This is a genomic window from Micromonospora sp. B006, from assembly GCF_003408515.1.
GTDB classification, from domain to species: domain Bacteria; phylum Actinomycetota; class Actinomycetes; order Mycobacteriales; family Micromonosporaceae; genus Micromonospora; species Micromonospora echinospora_A.
Genome location: NZ_CP030865.1, coordinates 5,338,066 through 5,356,169 on the forward strand (window position 1 = coordinate 5,338,066; position 18,104 = coordinate 5,356,169).

At 70.1% G+C, this 18,104-nt stretch carries 10 protein-coding genes and 1 pseudogene; 9 read left to right on the forward strand and 2 right to left on the reverse strand.

Annotation, left to right across the window (positions count from 1 at the left end; genetic code table 11):
• Positions 1–75: 75 nt before the first annotated feature.
• A pseudogene (locus MicB006_RS23985) lies at positions 76–314 on the forward strand (hypothetical protein); the annotation flags it as partial.
• A 49-nt stretch (positions 315–363) separates the two neighbouring features.
• On the opposite strand, the gene MicB006_RS23990 reads toward MicB006_RS23985, so the two are convergent.
• Both MicB006_RS23990 and MicB006_RS23995 read right to left on the reverse strand, forming a co-directional pair.
• Positions 364–804 carry a hemerythrin domain-containing protein gene (locus MicB006_RS23990; RefSeq protein WP_064447300.1) on the reverse strand — a complete coding sequence of 147 codons (441 nt, stop codon included), beginning with the start codon at positions 802–804 and terminating at the stop codon, positions 364–366.
• 129 nt (positions 805–933) lie between these two features.
• Complete coding sequence (locus MicB006_RS23995) at positions 934–1,731, reverse strand: DUF2249 domain-containing protein (RefSeq protein WP_116509083.1); 798 nt, start codon at positions 1,729–1,731, stop codon at positions 934–936.
• Positions 1,732–1,780: 49 nt separating this feature from the next.
• Between MicB006_RS23995 and MicB006_RS24000 the strand changes: the two genes are divergently transcribed.
• The 8 genes from MicB006_RS24000 (at position 1,781) to MicB006_RS24035 (ending at position 18,066) form a co-directional block, all read left to right on the forward strand.
• Positions 1,781–2,488 (forward strand): metalloregulator ArsR/SmtB family transcription factor, encoded by a 708-nt coding sequence (locus MicB006_RS24000; protein ID WP_116509086.1) that lies wholly within the window; start codon positions 1,781–1,783, stop codon positions 2,486–2,488.
• On the forward strand, positions 2,485–3,612 hold the full coding sequence (locus MicB006_RS24005) for a hypothetical protein (RefSeq protein WP_116509088.1): 1,128 nt from the start codon (positions 2,485–2,487) through the stop codon (positions 3,610–3,612). Before MicB006_RS24000 ends, MicB006_RS24005 begins: the two co-directional genes overlap by 4 nt.
• Entirely contained in the window at positions 3,612–4,934 is a 1,323-nt protein-coding gene (locus tag MicB006_RS24010) for a hypothetical protein (protein ID WP_116509090.1), read from the forward strand. Before MicB006_RS24005 ends, MicB006_RS24010 begins: the two co-directional genes overlap by 1 nt.
• A 3-nt stretch (positions 4,935–4,937) precedes the next feature.
• Complete coding sequence (locus MicB006_RS24015) at positions 4,938–6,290, forward strand: multicopper oxidase domain-containing protein (protein WP_116509091.1); 1,353 nt, start codon at positions 4,938–4,940, stop codon at positions 6,288–6,290.
• A 5-nt stretch (positions 6,291–6,295) separates the two neighbouring features.
• Positions 6,296–7,054, forward strand: coding sequence for a YwiC-like family protein (locus MicB006_RS24020; protein ID WP_116511761.1), 759 nt, complete (start codon positions 6,296–6,298; stop codon positions 7,052–7,054).
• 77 nt (positions 7,055–7,131) lie between these two features.
• A complete protein-coding gene (locus MicB006_RS32465) occupies positions 7,132–7,302 on the forward strand; it encodes a hypothetical protein (RefSeq protein ID WP_225980475.1) in 171 nt (56 codons plus the stop codon).
• A 1,211-nt stretch (positions 7,303–8,513) separates the two neighbouring features.
• Positions 8,514–11,702 (forward strand): DNRLRE domain-containing protein, encoded by a 3,189-nt coding sequence (locus MicB006_RS24030; protein ID WP_161565944.1) that lies wholly within the window; start codon positions 8,514–8,516, stop codon positions 11,700–11,702.
• Positions 11,703–11,751: 49 nt separating this feature from the next.
• On the forward strand, positions 11,752–18,066 hold the full coding sequence (locus MicB006_RS24035) for an RHS repeat-associated core domain-containing protein (protein WP_161565945.1): 6,315 nt from the start codon (positions 11,752–11,754) through the stop codon (positions 18,064–18,066).
• The last annotated feature ends 38 nt before the right edge of the window (positions 18,067–18,104 follow it).

The following is an 18,104-nucleotide window of genomic DNA, read 5'->3' on the forward strand; positions in this document are numbered from 1 at the left end:
GGCCGAAGGTCCCGAGATCATCGGCTTTGAATCTGCGGGTTCGCGGCGGGACTTCGGGCCCGGTCGGGCGGTCACCGGCGGGGCACGGAGCGGGGCCCGGCCGTCTCGGCGTCACCGTCCGGGACGCCCACCCTCACCCGCGAGGCGCTCGCCGGGCAGGTCCGGGACCGGGGGCCACTGTGGAGCGTGTTCTTCCTGGTGCCGGTCGGGTGGGGCGCCGCGCTGGGCGGCCTCGACGCGGGCAGACCGAGGACGTGCTCGACGCCCTCTACGACCTCCGCGAGACCGTGCCGGTCAAGACCACCGAGGCGCACCGCCGGTAGCCGCGGGGCGGCGTCGGCAGCGGCCGACATCCGGGCCGGCTCACCCGGCCGCCGCCTCCGCCGGGGTGATCCGGTCCCAGGCCGGGATCGGCAGCGCGATCACCGCGGCCGGGAAGAGACCGTGCTCCTCGTTGTCGATGTGCCGGTGGAGCCGGTCCAGGGCGGCCAGCACTGCGGGCCAGTCCGGGGCGGCCCGGTCGACGCCGCCGAGCACGCCGTGGATGTCGTCGTGCTCCGCGCAGAGCTTCGCCACCGCCTCGGCCAGGCTGCCCTCGGCCCGCAGCTCCTCGAAGAGGCCGTCCTCCTCGGTGGCGGTGTGCGGCATCAGCAGCGCCAGCAGCGCGTCCAGCGCCACCAGAGCGTCCGGGCCGCCGGCCCGCACCGCGCCGCGCAGCAGGCCGGCCGCGTTCGCGATCGCCTCGTGCTCGGCCGAGAGCCGGCCGATCAGCGGGAACTCCCGACAGCCGCAGTAGTTGCACACTTCGTCTCCTGACCACGAGGGTGGGCGACTCCATCGTGCGTACCGGCAACCTCCGTCAGCAGGGCCGGACGGCCCGGTACGCCGGGACGGCGGGCCCTGACCCCCACCGCCCGGGCACCGACAGACTGCTCAGACCGTCAACGGCCGGCGGGAGAGCCGGATCTGCCACACGTCCGGCCCGTCCTGCAGCCACTCGCTGGTCATGCCGTCGGCGTAGCGGGCTGCGACCTCGGCCAGCAGCGGGCGGGGTGCGTGCGGGGCGACCAGCACCAGCGCTCCACCGGCCGGCAGCGCCTCCAGCGCCGCCAGCACCCGCGCGTGGCGCTGGTCGTGCGGGAGCTGCCGGACGTCCAGCCGGGGATCGATGGTCAGGGTCGGTGCCGCCGCGTCGGCCGGTGCCCGGTCACCACCGCAGCCGCAGCCACCCCCGCCGCCTTTCGAGCCTTCCGAGGAGCCGAGCAGATCGTGCATCCCCTCCAGCAACTTCGCCAGCGAGACGTCGGCCGCGTCCACCAGCAGCGGGACGACCAGGTCGTTCTCCTTGGCCAGGTGGACGGCGAGGAGCGCGGCGAGGGCGCGCGCGGTGCCGGCGAGGCGTACCGGCCGGTTGCCGGTCTCCAACTCGGCGACCAGGCCGGTGATCGCCTGGTGCTCGTCGAGCATGCCCCGGACCAGCAGCTCACCCTCGGCCCGCTCACCGGCGGCGGCGTAGAGGGAGTCCTCCTCGGCGTGCGCGTGCGGCAGCAGTTCGTCGCGGAGCCATCGGAGCAGTTCGTCGCGGTGCCGGAGCGCCCCGGCGGCGTCACCCTGGTCGGCCGCGGTCAGCAGGTTTCCGACGTGCCGGTCGAGGTCGGCGGCGAGCTGGGCGTGGTGCCGGACGACGGCCTGCGCGGCCTCGTGGTCGGCCGGGGAGCGTGAGGCGGACATGGAGCCCTCCAGGGTTTTGCGGGTGAACGACGTTGTAACGTTATCTAACGTGGAAACCCCGAGAACAGGGCCGGCCGGCGAGACCATCGACCCGCAACGCCACCGGGCCCTCGGCACCGCCAGCCGGGCCTCGATCCTGGAGTTCGTGCGCGCCGCCGGCGTCGGCATGACGATCGCCGAGGTGGGGGAACGGACGGGCCTGCACCTGTCCACCGCCCGCGCCCACCTCGACCGCCTGGTCGACGCCGGACTGTTGGTCAAGGCGCGGGCCAGTGGGGGCCAGCCCGGACGGCCGGCGTGGCGCTACCGGGTGGCCGTCGCGGAGGCCCCGGCCCCCGCGCCCTACCGGGCACTCGCCGCCGCCCTGCTCGACCACCTGTCGCGGCGTGGCCACGGAGACGTCCGGGCGGAGGCCACCCGCGCCGGCCAGGCCTGGGGACGCCACCTCGCCGCCGCCACCCCGCCCGGCGGGGAGCCCGTCGATACGCTGCTCGACGTCCTGCGCGGGCTGGGCTTCAATCCCCGCCGACACCGGACGGCCGACGGGGCGACCGAGATCCACCTGCACACCTGTCCCTTCCTGGAACTGGTCAACCGCAACCCCGACGCGATCTGCGCCCTGCACGTCGGCGTGGTCCGCGGCACGCTCGAACACGCCGGTGCCTCACCGGCCGGCGCCGTGCTCGAACCCTTCGGCGCACCCGACGCCTGCGTGGTGCGGCTGGCCCTGCCGAATATCACCGAAGAGCCGGCATGAACCCACGGCCGGTCGCCGTACGATGGCGTCTCCCCGTCCTCGCCGCGGGCGGCTTCGCCCTGGTGAGCGGTCTCTACGCCGCCCTGCTGCTGCTCGGCCTGCCGATGCCCGCGCCTCACGTCCCACTGGAGCAGGTGCACGGCCCGCTGATGGTGCTGGGCTTCGTCGGCACCCTGGTGGCGCTGGAACGCGCGGTGGCCCTCGGCACCCGGTGGGCCCTGCTCGCACCCGCCTGCTCCGGCGCCGGGGCGGTGCTGCTGGTGCTGACCGGGCCGAGCCTGCCCGGCCGGCTGCTGCTCATGCTCGCCTCGGTGCTGCTGCTGCTGATCTACCAGCGGCTGTGGTGGCGGCAGCCCGGCCCGGCGCTGCTGGCCCAGGTCACCGGCGCGCTGAGCTGGTACGCCGCTACCCTGCTCTGGCTCGCCGGCCTCAGCGTGCCGGAGATCGTGCCCTGGCTGGCCACCTTCGTGGTGGCCACCATCGCCGGGGAGCGTCTGGAACTCGCTCACCTCACGCTGCCCCGGCACGGCGTCGGCTGGTTCCTCGCCGCCCTCGGCATGCTGACCGCCGGCGCCACCGCCGCCGCGCTCTGGCCGGCCGTCGGGGCGTACCTCTTCGGGGTCGGCCTGCTCGCAACGGTGGCCTGGCTGGTGGTCTGCGACGTCGCCCGCCGCACGGTGCGCGCCGTCGGCCTCCCCCGCTACGTCGCGGTCGGCCTGCTCACCGGGTACGCCTGGCTGGCGCTGGCCGGCCTGCTGTGGGCCGGCGCCGGGCCGGTCACCGGCGGCTCCCGTTACGACGCCACCCTGCACCTGGTCTTCCTGGGCTTCACCATGTCGATGATCTTCGCGCACGCTCCAGTGATCCTGCCGGCTGTGCTTCGCCGCCCACTGCCCTACGGACCGTGGCTGTACGCCCCGCTCGCCCTGCTGCACACCACCCTGACGATCCGGGTCCTGGTCGGCGACGTGCTCGGCGTGCCGGCCGGGTGGCGCTGGGGCGGCGTCGGCAACGTCCTGGCGGTGCTCGGTTTCGTCGGCGGAGTGGTGGCCGCGTTGGTCCGCGCCGCCCGGCGGCGGACCCGGACGGCGGTCGTCCCGCCGGTCGTGCCGGCGGTGCGGTGATGGCCGGCACCCGCGGCGACTCCGCCCCGACCGCGCCCTCGGGCCCGAGGCCCGGGCCGACCGTCTCGGCAGTCGCGTCGGCCGGTCCCGCCGCCCCGGCCCCCGGCCCGGTGACCGCTCCGGCCGTGGCGGCGGGCCTTCGGCGGGCCGGCTGGCACCGCCGGGTCGCTGCGCTGCCGTTGGCCTACCTGGCCGGGCTGGTCGTGCTCGCCTTCGTCCATCCGTTCCTCCCCGCGTGGCGCTGGACGGCCATCCACCTGCTGCTGCTCGGTGCGGTCAGCAACGCCGTCGTGGTGTGGAGCGCCCACTTCGCCGCCGCCGTGCTGCGTGCCCCCGCCCCGGACCGCCGCCGCGCCGAGGCGGCCCGGCTGGCCGCGCTCAACGTGGGCGTGCTGGCGGTCCTGACCGGCGGCACGGCCGACCGCCCCTGGCTGGGCGTGGCGGGCGCTACGCTGGTCTTCGTCGCGGTGACCGCCCACCTCGTCGCGCTCACCCGCCGGCTGCGCCGCGCCCTGCCGGCCCGGTTCTCCGTCACGGTCCGCTACTACCTGGCGGCGACCGTGGCCCTGCTCGCCGGCGTGCCGGTCGGCGCCGGGATGCTGGTGATCGACGACCCGCTGCGCCCCCGGCTGCTGCTGTTCCACGCCCACGTGAACCTGCTCGGTTGGGTGACGCTGACCGTCCTCGGGACGCTGCTGACACTCTGGCCCACCGTGCTGCGTACCCGGATGGCCGACGGTGCGGTCCGCGCCGCCACCGTCGCGCTGCCGGTGGCGACGACCGGACTGGTCCTGCTGGGCGTCGGCCTGCTCGCCTGGTGGCGGCTCGTCGCCGCGGCCGGGCTGAGCCTGTTCGCCCTCGGCGCGCTGATCGCCCTGCGCCCCGCGCTGGCCGTCGCGCGCACCCGCCCCCCGTACGCGTTCGCGTCCTGGTCGCTCGCCGCGGCCGCCGGCTGGCTGATGGTCGCCCTCGCTGTGGACGCCGCGACGCTGCTGCCCGCTGCGGACCCGGCCGGCGCGGCCGACCGCTTCGGTGCGGTGCTGCTCCCGCTGCTGGTCGGCTTCGTCGCCCAGGTCCTCGTCGGAGCCCTGACCCACCTGCTGCCCGTGGTGCTCGGCGGCGGACCCGCGCCGGTGCGCCGCCGCGCCGCCCTGCTGGAGCGGCACGGCCCGCAGCGCGTCGCGATGACCAACGCCGCCCTGCTGGTCCTCGTCCTGCCCACCCCGCCGTTCGTCCGCATCACCACCTCACTGCTGATCCTCGCCGCGCTGGTGCAGTTCTTCGTGCCGGCCGTGCGGGTCCTGCTCACCGCCCGGAGGTAACCCGTGTCCGCGCGCACCGACGCCCCCGTGCCCCGCCCGCTCGGCGGAGCAGCCGCGGGTCTCGCCCTCGTCCTCGTCGCCGTCCTCGTCGGGGTCGCCGCCCAACGCGTCTCCGGTGACGCACCCGTCCCCGCCGCCGCCACCGCCGTCACCCCGACCGGGCACACCACCACGGTCACCGTGGTCGCCGACGGCATGCGTTTCCACCCCGACCGGATCGACGTGCCCCGGGGTGATCGACTGGTCATCGAGCTGACCAACCGGGACAACCGCCGCCACGACCTCGTCCTGGCCTCCGGGGCGAAGACACCGCTGCTGACGCGGGGCGGCGACGCCCGGCTGGACGCCGGCGTGATCGGGGCGACGGTGGAGGGCTGGTGCTCCCTGCCCGCCCACCGGCAGGCCGGCATGACACTGCGGATCGTCCCGACGGGGGCCACGGTGGCCGCTCCGACAGGGACGGCCGCGGCGACGGAGGGAACGAGGCCGCGCCTCGATGCCATGGCCGACCCTGGCGCGGCCTTCGTCGCCCGGGACGCCACCGCTCCGCCCGTGCCGCCCGGCCGGCTGCACCGGCGTGAGCTGCACGTCCGGGAAGTCGTCCGGGAGGTCGCGCCCGGGGTACGGCAGCGGCTGTGGACCTTCGACGGAACCGTGCCCGGCCCGGTGTTGCGCGGCCGGGTCGGCGACACCTTCGAGATCACCCTGGTCAACGACAGCACCCTGGACCACGGCATCGACTTCCACGCCGGTGCCGTCGCCCCGGACGAGGTGATGCGCCCGATCGACCCCGGGCAGCGGCTGACCTACCGGTTCACCACGACCCGCGCCGGCATCTGGATGTACCACTGCTCGACCATGCCGATGCTGCACCACATCGGCAACGGGATGTACGGTGCGGTCATCGTCGACCCGCCCGACCTGCCCCGCGTCGATCGCGAGTTCGTGCTCGTCCAGTCCGAGCTCTACCTCGGCCCGGACGGCGAGCCCGGCGACCTGGCCGCGATGCAGGCGGAGCGCCCCGACGCCGTCGTCTTCAACGGCTACCCCGCCCAGTACGCGCACCGTCCGCTGCCCGCCCGGGCCGGTGAACGGGTCCGAGTCTGGTTGCTCGACGCCGGCCCCAACCGAGACAGCTCGTTCCACATCGTCGGCGCCCAGTTCGACACCGTCTACCGGGAGGGGCACTGGGAGAACCGGCCGACCGACCCCGGTGGAGCACAGGTGCTGTCCCTCACCCCGGCCGGCGGCGGCTTCGTGGAGACGGTCTTCCCCGCAGCCGGGCACTACCCGTTCGTCAGTCACGCCATGGTCGACGCCGAGCGCGGCGCCCGTGGCCTGTTCGAGGTCCGGTGACCACCATGAACACCGCTGTCGTAGCCGACCGCCCGGTAACGCGCCGCCGCCGCGTGCGCCAGTTCGTCCCACCCCAGCACGGCGCGTGGGCGATGCTCCTGCTGCCGTACACCGTGGGGGTGGCCTTGGCCGGCCCGCGCTGGCCGCACCTGCCGCTGCTCGGCGCCTGGCTGACCGGCTACCTGCTGTCGTATTACGCCTTCCAGGCGATCAAGAGCCGTCGGCCGAGCCGCTTTACCCCCCAGCTGCTGGTGTACGGCCTGTTGGCGGCGCCGCTCGCGGCGACTGTGGCGCTCGCCCGGCCCGCCGTCCTCTGGTACGCCCCGGGCTACGCCGCGCTGCTGGCGGTCAACGCCGGATACGCCTGGCATCGCCGGGAACGGGCACTGCTCAACGACTTGGCCTCGGTGGCGCAGAGCTGCCTGCTGGTCTTCGTCGCGGCGACCATCGCCGGTGTGTCCGTCACCCGGGTCACCCCGGCCTTCGCAGTGCTCCTGCTCTACTTGTTCGGCACTGTCCTCTATGTCAAGACGATGATCCGGCAACGCGGTGACAGTCGTTTCCTCCGTCTCTCCATCGGATACCACGTGCTCGCCCTGACCGCCGTGGTCTGGCTGCTGGATGTGCTGCTCGGTCCGGTCTTCCTGCTGCTCCTGCTCCGGGCCGCGCTGCTGCCGGCACGCCGGCTCCGCCCTGTGCAGGTCGGGATGATCGAGATCGGGTGCTGCCTGGTCGTTCTGGCCGGGGTGCTTGCGACGCTCTGACCGGCGCGCCCCCGTCCTCCGGAGTAGATGTTGTCGGGCAGCACGCTGAACGGGATCTTGACCTCGATCCGGTACCGGTGTACGGCTCGCTGGTCACGACCGAGGCGATCTGGACGCCCGGCGAGCAGTTTCGCCAGCGCGTCGACGAACTGGCCCGTTGGCTCGTCACGTGCTGCCTCCTGCTCGACCCGCAGCGGATCGTGCTGGTCGGCAGGGTGGCGACCGAAGCCCAGCCCGCGGTGGTCTGAGCGGTACGCGGGGCGCGGCTAACCGGCGCCGACGCCAGCCAAGGCCGCTCGGGTAAGCGGCCACGATCTCTGACGAACGACCTGTAGGACGCCCGTTCCAGCCTGGCTGCAGCAACCCGGTCACGGGCCCGGGATTGGGGGAGCAGGTTGGGAGCAACAGGGTGCACTGAACGGCCCTCAACCGCACCGAACGGCACCCAACGGTGCGCAACTGCACCCACCCCGGCCTGCGGCTTCTCGTTTCCGCAGGTCAGAGTCGGTGCAGCGTCCTGTTTCACACGGACTGCTGCGCGGTTTTGCGCAGCAGTCGACAGCACTCTATGTCCCCTGGTAGGGGAGTGTGCGCAGGTCACGGCGGTAAGGAGCTGCTGAATCACCTGGCCTTGCAAGTGGGAGCAGATTGGGTGCAGGTTGGCGAAGTGGTCACCGCGCCCGAAGTGCTCACCGACACCGGGCAGAGCCGAGGGCTCTGACCTGCGGTGATGTGGGCAAGTGGTCCGGCGTGACCTCCCAGAGAACACCGAAGTGGTCATCGCCGGTTGCTCCCCGCCTGCCTGTTGTCGGTTTGTCGTCCTGGGCTCGCCGACGCCGGTCGCCGGGGCGATCCTGCATCGACGTGCGGCTCTAGATCCGCCACGGCGGAAGTGGTAGGCATTCCAGCAGTTGAGACTCGAATCCCACTGGCAGCCATCTGGTCAGGGCTTCCTGGGCGGTGACCCCTTCGGTGGGGCTGAAGTGGTCGGGCGAGGCCGCGTCCGGTTGGTGTTCGGCCAGGCATCGACGCGACTGGGCCCGTGCCGTGGCTGCGCCGCCGTGAATAAGCGGAACAGCGGTCCGAACGGCTACCGCAGCCGGAGGGCGCCGGTTGCCGGTTGATCGTGGGCAGTGGGCGCGATGCCGGTGGTTGTCAGAATCCTGCCGCGTCGAGGGGTAAGCCGATCGCGCTTCAGTCGGCGCTTGCCTCGTTACGTCATGTCATGACATCCCCGGAGGGGGTGTGGTTCTGAGTATCTATAGGCGTTTCGTGGTGGCAAGTTGTAACCGCTCTTTACAGAGACTGGTGCTGATATCTAGCGTCTGCGTCGCCGGTCGGCATGATCACGGGGGGCGATGTGTTGCGGTGGCGGTTCAGTACGCGTGCGCGTGTCTTCGCTGGGAGACGTGCGTCTCTGGCGATGGCGGCTGTTCTGGCGGCGACATCTGCGGGGCCGGTGATCTTCGACCAGTCGGCGGCGACGGCGGAGGCCGGCTCCGCCGCGGCGGCTTCTGCGCAGAGCGGTGTGCTGCAGGCGGCGGATGAGGCGTCGGCGATGCGGTTGGCGTATCGCAGCCGCAAGCCGGTGCTGGTGTCGGACGCGACGACGGAGGTGTCGCGGTCGTGGGCGCAGCCGGACGGAACCGTGCGCGCGGAGCTGTCTGCGGCCCCGGTACGAGCCAGGAACGCCGCGGGGCAGTGGGCAGATCTCGACCTGGCGTTGCAGAAGCGCTCGGACGGCAGCGTCGCTCCGAGGTTGGACGCGCGAGGGTTGTGGTTGTCGGGTGCGCGGTCCGCAGAGGCGGATGCGCTGGCGGCGGCCGGTAGTGGTGCCTCTCGGGTGGCGTTGGGGTGGCGTGGTGTGTTGCCGGAGCCGACCCTTGACGGCACGACGGCCACCTATGCCGAGGTGAAGCCGGGCGTTGATCTGATGGTCGAGGCGCGCCGGTCTGGTTTCGCGTACTCGTTCCGGGTGAAGACGCCGGCGGCGGCTGCGTCTGTCTCGTCGATCAGTCTGCCGTGGTCGGTGGGTGCTGGTGCGGCGGCGGCGCGCTCGGCGGTGACGGCTGCCGGTGGCGCGCCGGTGACGGTGTCGCAGGGTGAGATGTGGGACGCGAGGACGTTGTCCTCTGGCGAGCCGCAGCACCGGGCGGACGTCAAGGTCGCGGCGGTGGCGACCGGTGGCGGCGTCGATCTGGTGATGACTCCGGACCCGGTCTTCTATCAGGATCCGAAGTTGACGTACCCGGTGACGATCGATCCGTCGGTGAATCTGGGGCCAGCGTTCGACGGGTATGTGCAGGACACGATCGCGAATACCGACAAGTCCGGCGACACGACCCTGAAGTTGGGGTACGTCGTCGACGCGAACGAGGGCTGCCCTTCGGGCTGTAAGGCGCGGACGTTGATGAACTTCCAGCGGCTGGGTGGCCTCGACGGCGCGCAGGTGATCAGCGCGGAGCTGTTCCTGTGGAACTACCACTCCTACTCCTGCAATCCGGCGGGTTGGGAGTCGTGGCTGGTGAGTTGGGCTGACTCGTCAGCTCGCTGGGGGAACCAGCCATCGTGGCTGGAACGTGACGGCACCTCCACCGGTACCAAGGGCTACGGGGGATGCGCCGACGGCTGGGTGTCGGTGTCGGTGAAGAAGTCCTTCCAAGCCGCCTTCGACTCGGTGGAGCAGCAGTGGGCGCTGATCGGGCTGCGGGCGTCGAGCGAGTCCAGCAGCGCCGGCTGGAAGAAGTTCAACTCGTCGGAGGCGTCGGCGCACACCCCGTACGTGACATTGGTGTACAACCGGACGCCGAACGTGCCCACCGGTTTGAAGATCGATTCCTGCTACTCGGCGTGTAGTTCGCCGGCGGTGGTGCGCTCGGGGACACCACAGCTCACGGCCACCGTGTCGGACCCGGACGGGGGTACCCTGCGGGCGGAGTACGCGGTGTTCAACAGCACCAAGGGCACGTTGATGGCGAAGTCCGGCACGGCGGTCACCGGCGTCGCGTCAGGCACGGCCAGGCCATGGAAGGTCGTGCCCTTGTCGGGCAAGACGCTGCCGGACGGGGTCTACTTCTGGCGGGTGCGAGCCTGCGACGCGACCACGTGCAGCGACACCACGGGTTGGTTCCAGTTCACCGTCAACACGCAGGATCCGTCGCTGCCGTCGGTGTCGGCGATCGCCTATCCACCGAAGGACACCGGCACGTGGAACGGCGGCCCCGGTCAGGCCGGTTCGTTCACCTTCGGACCGGGGTCGGCCAGCGACGTCAGCGAGTACATCTACTCGGTCAACCAGGGCAATGCGGTGACGGTGGCGGCCGGCGCCCCGCAGGCGGAGAAGTTGACCGCCAACCAGCAACAGGTGTCGTCGAACCTGACCGGCTTCACCGCCGGCGGCTACGCCACAATCGCCCGTTCCACAGCGCGTGGTCACAACAGCTCCGACTCGCTGCAGATCACCCCGACGGGCACCGGCGGCACGGCGGGAGCGCCGTTCACCTACGCCACGGTCGGCGGGGACAACGGCGGTCTGCGGCTGGGCATGCAACCCGGCAAACGCTATCTGGTCACCGGGTGGATCTACGTGCCGGCGGCGACGGGCCTGACCGTCACCGACTGGCGAGGGTTGGCGATCGTCCCGATCTACATGAACGCCGGCAGCTACACCACCCTCGCCTCGAACCGCCCGACCGCGACCGACACGTGGCAGAAACTGTCGATCGTGGTCACCGTCCCGACCACCGCGACGGAAGCGTTCGTGCGCCTCTACAACGGCATGACCCCGGGCTCGGGAAAGACCGTGTTCTGGGACGACCTGTCGCTGCGGGAGGTGACCGGCACGAGCACCGTCGAGTCGATCACCCCGGCGCGTGACGGGCTCAACGTGCTGCAGGTGCAGTCCCGCAACGCCGCCGGCGCCACCTCCGACCCCCGGGTCTACGAGTTCCTGGTCACCCCGAGCAGTAACTCCTGGGCCTGGACCTTCGACGACGACCCGGGCAAGGACGCCGCCTCGATTCCGGCGGGCTTCCCCGCTGCCTACAGCGGCACCGCCGACCCGCACACCCGTCCGGGGCGGGTTGACGCGGCAGCGGCGACCCTGGACGGGACCGGCGTGTTCACCACCGCCTCACCGGTGCTCAACACCTCCGCGGTCAGCGGCTTCACCGTCGCCGCGTGGGTCAGGATCCCCGACGACACGGCGCTGGCCGCGCCACACACCGCGGTGGCGCAGAACGGGGTGGCGACGAGCATGTTCACCCTCGGCTACCGCACCGACCGCGACGTCACCGGCGACGGCACACCCGATCCGGCATGGTGCTTCACGGTCGCGACCAGCGATTCGGCGACCAGCGGCCGTACAGGAGCGTGCACCGGCGATTACGTCGCCCCGGGGGACTGGGTCAGCCTCGTCGGCTCGGTGGACCCCACCAACGGCCTGATCACCCTTTACGTCAACGGCCCCGACGCCATCGGCGGCACGAAGGCCACCGCCGCCTATGCGGGTGGCTGGTCGGCGACCGGCCCGCTCACCCTCGGCGGCGGATTCACCGGCACGGAACGCTGGCTGGGCGACGTCGACCACGTCTACGCCAGCCAGTACGTATGGGGCGAATTCGACGTCCTTCAGTTCGCCGCTCAGTGATCCGCTCTGGTTTCCCGCGTCTGCCCGGTCATCGCAGGAAGGACCGTCCGTGACCTCCTCCCCATCCGCTCTCCGAGCGGCCTCCCGACGCCGGCTGTCGCAGGCGCGCACCCCGATCGCCGCGATGATGGCCATCATCATGGCGGTGACCACCGCCCAGGTCCCGGCTGATGCGGCAGGCGCGGCGCCGTGGAAGCCTCCCAAGCCGAAGGACGTCACGGGAGTGGCGGTCAAGCCGCTCAAGCACACGGTGCGGCCCTCCTGGACCGCCGGAGCGCGTGAGGTCCGCGCCGCGGGCACGGCGGCGCGCTGGCCGCAGGCGGGCACGGCGACCGTCGACCTCACCACCGGAGTCCGGCAGCGCGCCGGCGCGCTGCCGGTCTGGGTCAGCCCGCATGTGGGACGCGGGCGGGCCTCCGCCGCTACCGGGCAGGAAGCGGTGGGGCACGTGACGGTGGCCCTGGCGGACAAGGCCGCCGCCCGCAGCGCCGGGGTGTCGGGTCTCGTGCTGGACGTGCGACGCGCCGACGGCCGCCGAGACGGCGGCGCTGTCGATCTGACGGTGTCCTACCGTGATGTCGCCGCCGATCGCGGCGGTGACTGGGCGTCGCGGCTGCGGCTGGTGTCCCTGCCCGACGGTACGCCGCTGCCCAGCACCAACGACGCCGCCGCCAAGACGGTCAGCGCCACCGTCACGCTGTCACCATCAGCGCGGGTGGCGCTGGCAGCCGGTGCCTCGGGCGACAACGGTGACTACTCCGCGACGTCGTTGTCAGCGGCGAGCACGTGGCAGGTCTCCGAGCAGACCGGGGCGTTCTCCTGGTCATACCCGGTCAGTGTCCCGCCGGTGCCCGGCGGCCTGGCGCCGGCCCTGAGCATGTCCTACTCGTCAGCGGCGGTGGACGGACTCACCGGCGGCACGAACACGCAGGGTTCATGGATCGGTGACGGGTGGAGCATGTGGCCCGGCTACATCGAACGCAAGTTCAAGGCCTGCGCCGACGACAAGGACGCGATCCGCGGTAAGAACGCCAACAACGGCAGCGTGTCCGGCGGTGACCTGTGCTGGTACAAGCCGGAGGGCAACGCCACCGTCTCGCTTAACGGCCAGGCCACCGAGTTGGTGAAGTCCAGCGGCAACACCTGGAAGGGCGTCACCGACGACGGGTCGAAGATCGAGCTGGCCACCGACACCAGCAACGACGACAACAACAACGAGTACTGGAAGATGACCACACCTGATGGCACCCAGTACTACTTCGGCCGCAACCACGGCGGCGGTGGCAGCTCCGGCGCCACGACCACGAACTCCACCTGGACCGTGCCCGTCTACGGCAACCACCCCGACGAGCCCGGCTACAACACCAGCGGATTTGCCGCATCCCGCGCCACCGAAGCCTGGCGGTGGAACCTCGACTACGTCGTGGACACCCACGGCAACACGATCACCTATTTCTACGGCAAGGAGCCCGGCGCCTACGGCCGCGAAGGCGACAAGAACAAGCGCACCACCTACGACCGCGGCGGCTACCTCACCAAGGTCGAATACGGCAACCACACCGACGCACCCATCACCACCTACGCCGCCGCCCGTGTGCTCTTCGACCACGACGACCGCTGTGTCAGCTCCTGCTGGTCGGGCAGCACCGCCATCCAGGCGTCCTGGCCCGACACCCCCTGGGACCAGTACTGCACCGCCGCGCCGTGCACCGAGCAACTGTCGCCGACGTTCTGGACCAACCAGCGACTCAACATGATCACCACACAGGTGCAGGCCGGCACCGGCGCCACCTACAGCACCGTCGACGAGATCTCCCTGCGCCACACCTACCTGCAGTCCGGTGACGTGGGCGCGTCACCGATGTGGCTCAGGGGCATCACCCGCACCGGCAAGGTCACCACCGCCGGCGGCGCCGAAGCCACCGTCCCCGAGATCGTCTTCGACCCCGGCGCCGACCCCCTCGCCAACCGCGTGGACGGGCCGGCGGACGGACGCTCCAACCTGTTCCGTTACCGCATCAACACCGTGACCACCGAATCCGGCGCGCAGTACGGAATCACCTACTCAAAACCCGAGTGCACGCGGGGCAACACGCCGGCCGTGGCGAGCAACACCAGACGCTGCTTCCCGCAGTACTACGGGCCCAAGGGCGAAGAGCCCACCCTGGACTGGTTCCACAAGTACCGCGTCGACCGCATCGACGTCTACGACAACACCGGCGGCTTCACCCACGAACAGACCAACTACGACTACCTCGACACCCCCGCCTGGCACTACGACAACTCCGAGCTCACCGACGAGAAAAAGCGCACCTGGAGCGAGTTCCGCGGCTGGGGAAAGATCCGCGTGCGCACCGGCCTGGAATCCGGCGTCCAGTCCGCCACCGAGTACCTCTACTTCCGGGGCATGGACGACGACAAACAGCCCACCGGCACCCGCGATGTGTGGATCACCGACTCCCAGAACGGCACGGTTGAGGACCACGACGCCTACGCCGGCATGATCCGCGAGGAAACGACCCTTCTCGGCGTGGGCGGCAGCTGGATCTCCGGCACCATCACCACCCCGGTCAAGCAAGGCCCCACCGCCAGCTCCGGCAACCTCAAGGCCTGGATGACCAACACCGGCACCACCCGCAGCCGGCTCAAGCTGTCCACCGGCGCCACCCGTTGGACCAAGACCGTCACCAGCTACAACAGCGACAACCTGCCGACCCAGGTCGACGACCTCGGCGACGAATCCACCACCGCAGACGACCGCTGCACCCGCACCTGGTACGCCCGCAACCCATCCACCTGGCTACTCGGCCTACCCAAGCGCACCGAAGCCGTCGGCGTCGACTGCGCCGCAACCCCCACGCTGCCCGCCGACGTGCTGTCGTCGACCCGCACCACCTACGACAACGCCGCCAACAACTGGGACACCGATCTCCCCGTCTACGGCAACGTCGCCAAAACCGAGGCCATCGACCGGTGGAGCGGCACCACGCCCACCTGGATCACCACCGGCCGCTGGACCTACGACTCCTACGGCCGGGTCACCGACAGCTACGACGCCCTCGACCGCAAGACCGCCACCACCTACAGCCCGGCCACCGGCCCGGTGACCAGCGTCTCGGTCAAGAACGCCCTCGATCAGACCACCACCACCAGCTACGCCCCGGCGTGGAACCTGCCCACCGCCATCGTCGATGCGAACAGCATCCGCACCGACCTCGCCTACGACGGACTCGGCCACCTCACCAAGGTGTGGCTACCCGGACGCGACAAGGCCACCTATCCCAACGCGCCGAGCACCGAGTACACCTACCTGCTGCGCAACACCGCCGCCACCGCCGTCACCACCAAGACCCTCACCCCACTCGGCACCAGCAACTACGCCACCTCAATCACCCTCTACGACGGCCTGCTGCGCGCCCGCCAGGTCCAGACCCAGGCACCCGGCGGCGGACGGACCCTCACCGACACCGTCTACGACTCCCGCGGCCTGCTCGACTGGTCCACCGCCCCCTACTACGACAAGACCAACACCCCACCCAACACCACCATCTACGGCGGCGCCGGCACACCCGCCGTGCCCGCCCTGACCCAAAACGTCTACGACGGCGCCGAACGCCTCACCGACGCCATCTTCAAGGTCGGCGTCAACGAGACCACCAACGAAAAATGGCGCACCACCACCCGCTACCAGGGCGAGAAGACCACCATCACCCCACCGCTCGGCGGCGTCGCCACCACCACCATCACCGACGCCCGCGGCCGCACCACCGCCCTGCGCCAGTACAAGAACCCCGGCGACGTCGGCAGCGACACCGCCACCACCTTCGACCAGACCCGCTACACCTACACCGACCGCGACGAACTCGCCAGCCTCATCGACCCGGCGACGAACACCTGGCGATACACCTACGACCAACGCGGCCGCAAGATCCGCGACGACGACCCCGACCGCGGCACCACCACCTACACCTACGACGCCGCGGGACAGCTCACCTCCACCAAGGATCACCGCCAAACGATCCTTGCCTACACCTACGACGACCTCGGCCGTAAGACCACCCTCCGAGACACCTCTGACACAGGCTCGATCCGCGCCAAGTGGGTCTACGACACGCTGCCCTACGGCATCGGTAAGCTGACCAGCTCCACCCGCTACGAGCCAGCCGGCAGCAGTAACGCCTACACCAGCGAGATCACCGCGTTCGACCCGTTCGGCCGACCCACCAACACCCAGGTCAGCATTCCCGCGAGCGAGGGCGGCCTCTGCGCCTCGGGCACCCTCACCCCGTGCAGCTACCAGTACGCCACCGTCTACCGGCCCAACGGCCAAGTCTCCAGCGTCGAACAACCCGGAGCTGCTGGCCTAGCGAAAGAAAAACTGATCTACGGCTTCAATGATGTCGGTATGACAACCGGCTTCACCTCGGCCGCGCAGATCTACGTCTACAACTTGACCTACAACAAAATCGGACAACTCACCCAGCAAACCCTTGGCCAGGTCGGCAAGCAGGTACAGATCACCAACACGATCGACGAGAACACCGGCCGCCTCACCAACACGTCCGCCATCCCCACCCTCAAGCCGGAGATCTTCAACCTCGGCTATACCTACGACAACGCTGGCAACCTCACCAAAATCAACGACACGCCCGCCGGTAGTAGTCCCGACACCCAGTGCTACACCTACGACTACCTGCGGCGCCTCACGGAGGCATGGACCCCGACCAATGCGGACTGCGCCCCCGCCTCACGTACCATCGCCAACCTCGGCGGACCCGCACCCTACTGGCACAGCTACACATACCAACCCGGCACCGATAACCGCGAAACCGAAATCCAGCACGGACCCAGCCAGCTCACCCGTACCTACACCTACCCTAACCAAGGCGGCGCCCCGGGCTCCCATCCGCACGCCGTCAGCACAATCATCAACAGCGGCGCCAGTACCACCACTGCCGCCTACACCTACGACGAAACCGGCAATACTAAGACTCGCCCCGGGCCCGCCGGCAACCAAAGCCTGAACTGGGACCCCGAAGGTCACCTCGCAACCAGTCAAGACAGCGCCGGCACCACCGTCTACCTCTATGACGCCGACGGCAACCGCTTAATCCGCAAAGACCCGGCCGGTGCCACCCTCTACCTCCCGGGTGGCACCGAAATCCGCAAACCCACAACCAGCACCGTCACCGCTATCCGCTACTACAGCGGACCCGGCGGGACCATCGCCATCCGCACTTCTGGCGGCGCCCTCAACTGGATCGTCAGCGACCACCATGGCACCGCCGAAGCCACCATTAACAGCACCGACCTAACCGCCAGCCGCCGCCGCAGCCTCCCCTTCGGCGTCGACCGTGGCACCTCACCGGTCACTTGGCCCTCCGCAATGGACAAGGGGTTCGTCGGCGGCACTAAGGACAACACCGGCCTCACCCATCTTGGCGCCCGCGAATACGACCCGTTCATTGGACGCTTCATCAGCGTCGATCCGGTTCTGGATCCCGTCGATCCACAGCAATGGAACGGTTACTCCTACTCGCGCAGTAACCCTGCAACTTTTGCCGATCCCAGCGGCCTCATCGACACCGATTGCCTGACCATCGTGAGTTGTCCGGATTACCAGGCCGGAAACGAAAAGGGCAACCGGGAGAAAAAGGCAAAAGATCGAAAAGGCTGTTGGCCGGGGTGCTCTGGCTCCAAAAACCTGACGAAGAAACCTCCAACGGTCCCGGGCGCTGGCGGCAAAGGTGGAACGGGAGGCCACGACGATGCATATATCCTGGGTAGTGGCGCGCCCTTGGCCGGCCAGCTGATCCTAGCCCCGTCCCCCGAGGATCTACGCTCAACACTCGACGAAGCCGAAGAGGATGCCTGTCGCTTCATCGCCTTCTGCAGTCGTGAAGACCCGGCAATTCAGGCAGCGATGGCATACGCCATCTGTGGTGCCCATGCGGATTGGTGCGGCTGGGGGGATATCCCGCCGGTTCTCCAAGGCGGTGAGATGGAGGCCGGCGGCGGCGGGGCTCTGCTGCGAGCCATACTCCCGGCGGCGCTTAAGAAGGGCCTCAATTCAGCGGCTGGGTACCGGGTCTATATGGGCTTCGGTGAGGACGGCACAACATGGGTCTATTCCGGAATCACGAAGCAAGGAATTGCGAAGCGCCAAGCGCAACACGGCGCTCGCTTCACGATCAAGGAAATTACGACGGGATCCGTTACGAAGGGAGAAGCGCGAGCGATCGAACAAGCGCTCATCGTTCGAAATCAGGGCCTCAATAAACTTAATAGTATTAGCCCCAAGCACGACTACTACCAGAAATCGGTAGAGTGGGGCGAGGCGTGGTTGAGAACTAACGGCCACTAAACCACTATGCGCGCCTGCGGTCGCAGATCACCAAGAGT

Excerpts from the sequence above, each read along its gene's own strand:
- MicB006_RS23995 (WP_116509083.1), bottom strand. The coding sequence starts at position 1,731 with ATGTCCGCCTCACGCTCCCCGGCCGACCACGAGGCCGCGCAGGCCGTC.
- MicB006_RS24005 (WP_116509088.1), top strand. The coding sequence starts at position 2,485 with ATGAACCCACGGCCGGTCGCCGTACGATGGCGTCTCCCCGTCCTCGCC.
- MicB006_RS24010 (WP_116509090.1), top strand. The coding sequence starts at position 3,612 with ATGGCCGGCACCCGCGGCGACTCCGCCCCGACCGCGCCCTCGGGCCCG.
- MicB006_RS24020 (WP_116511761.1), top strand. The coding sequence starts at position 6,296 with ATGAACACCGCTGTCGTAGCCGACCGCCCGGTAACGCGCCGCCGCCGC.